At 67.0% G+C, this 1,761-nt stretch carries 1 protein-coding gene; it reads right to left on the bottom strand.

Annotation, left to right across the window (positions count from 1 at the left end):
* On the bottom strand, positions 1 to 1,761 hold a 1,761-nt coding region (locus GYA94_RS25535), incomplete at both ends, for a condensation domain-containing protein (RefSeq protein ID WP_161893359.1).

Raw genomic sequence — 1,761 nt, 5'->3', positions numbered from 1 at the left:
CCAGCAGGCCGACCACCATTTCCAGCGAACGCGGTGCGGCCAGGCCTACCAGCACGTCCGGGCCGACGCCTCGGGCGATCAGCGCATGGGCGACCTGGTTGGCCCGGCGGTTCAGCTCGGCATAGCTCAACTGTTCGCCTTCGCAGACCAGCGCCGGCGCTTGCGGCGCGCGGGCCGCCTGGGCTTCGATCAGGCGATGCAGCGGCTGGCTCGGCGTGAAGGTGGCCGGGGCACTATTCCAGGCCTGTAGCGCAACCTGGCGTTGCTGGTCATCGAGCAATTGCAAGGCTTCGACAGGCACCTGCGCGCCGTGTTCGAGCATCTGCAGCAGCAAGTGACGCAGTTGCTGGCCGATCTGCTCGATGATCGCCGCGCTGAACGCCTGCCGGTCATAGCTGCAGCGCAGCGACAGGTTGTTTTCCAGGCCGACCACCAGGGTCAGCGGATAGTTGCTCTGTTCCTGTGTGCGCACCGGGCCAAAGCGCAGCCCCGAGGGCGAACCACGCTCCAGGGCCTCGGCCACCGGGTAGTTTTCGAACACCAGCAGACTGTCGAACAGCGCGTCACCGCCCTGCCCGGCCCAGCGCTGGATGTCGAGCAGTGGCGTGTGCTCGTGTTCGCGGATGCGCAGGTTGAGCGCCTGCAAATCGTCCAGCCAGTCGCCAAGCGCCTGCCCGGCGGTGCATGGCACGATCACCGGCAAGGTGTTGATGAACAGGCCGATCTGCTGCTCGATACCGGCCAGCTCGGCCGGTCGACCGGCCATGGTGGCGCCGAACGACACGCAGTCCTGGCCGACACGACGCTGCAGCAACAAGGCCCAGGCACCCTGCACCAAGGTGTTGACGGTGACCTTGCGCTCACGGGCGAAGCGGGCCAGGCGTGCAGTGGTCTGCGCATCGATAGAAAGGCTGTGCTCGGCGTAGCCTTCGACACCGACATGCTGACAGGTGCTGGCCAGGCGGGTGGGCGCTTGCAGTGCGGCCAGTTGCCCGCGCCAGAACGCTTCGCTCTGTGCTCGGTCCTGGCGCTGCAACCAGCCAATGTAGTCGCCAAAGCGGCCCGCCGCCTGCGTGGGCCGCTCGCCACAGTAGCGTTGCAGCACTTCACCCAGCAGTTGCGCATTGCTCCAGCCGTCCATGAGGATGTGATGGCTGGTGTAGACCAGTGCATGGCGGTCATCTTCCAGGCGCACCAGCACCAGGCGCAGCAATGGCGCCTGCAGTACATCGAAGCCGCGCCCACGTTCTTCGGCGGCCAGTGTCGGGAGCGCATGCGCCAGGTCATCACGGCCGCGCCAGTCCAGCTCGCTGAACGGCACACGGGCCTCGCGCAGCACTACCTGCACCGGTTGGGCCTGGTCGGCGGACCAGACGAAGACACAACGCAGGCTGTCATGAGCCTGGAGCACTGCGTTCCAGGCCGCCTCGAAGCGTGCCACATCCAGGCCTGCGACCTCGACCTGCATCTGGTTGATGTAGTCGCCGTCGCTCTCGCCGAACGTGGAATGGAACAGCATGCCCTGCTGCATCGGCGACAGTGGGTAGATGTCTTCGATTTCGGCCACCGCCACCGGCAGTGCGTCGAGTTGCGCCTGGCTCAGGCCCGCCAGCGGGAAGTCCGACGGCGTCAGCCCTTGCGGTGCCTGGCAGTGCTCGACCAGCGCCGCCAGCTCCGCCTCGTAGGCCCGCGCCAGCCGCTCGATGGTCGCGCGGGCGAACATCTGCCCGCTGAAGCTGAATGCCAGGCTCAGCTCGCCGC

The organism is Pseudomonas juntendi, from assembly GCF_009932375.1.
In the GTDB taxonomy this organism is placed as follows: domain Bacteria; phylum Pseudomonadota; class Gammaproteobacteria; order Pseudomonadales; family Pseudomonadaceae; genus Aquipseudomonas; species Aquipseudomonas juntendi.
The sequence above is the reverse complement of the archived record's forward strand: the minus strand, read 5'-3'. Positions and strand labels throughout refer to the sequence as shown.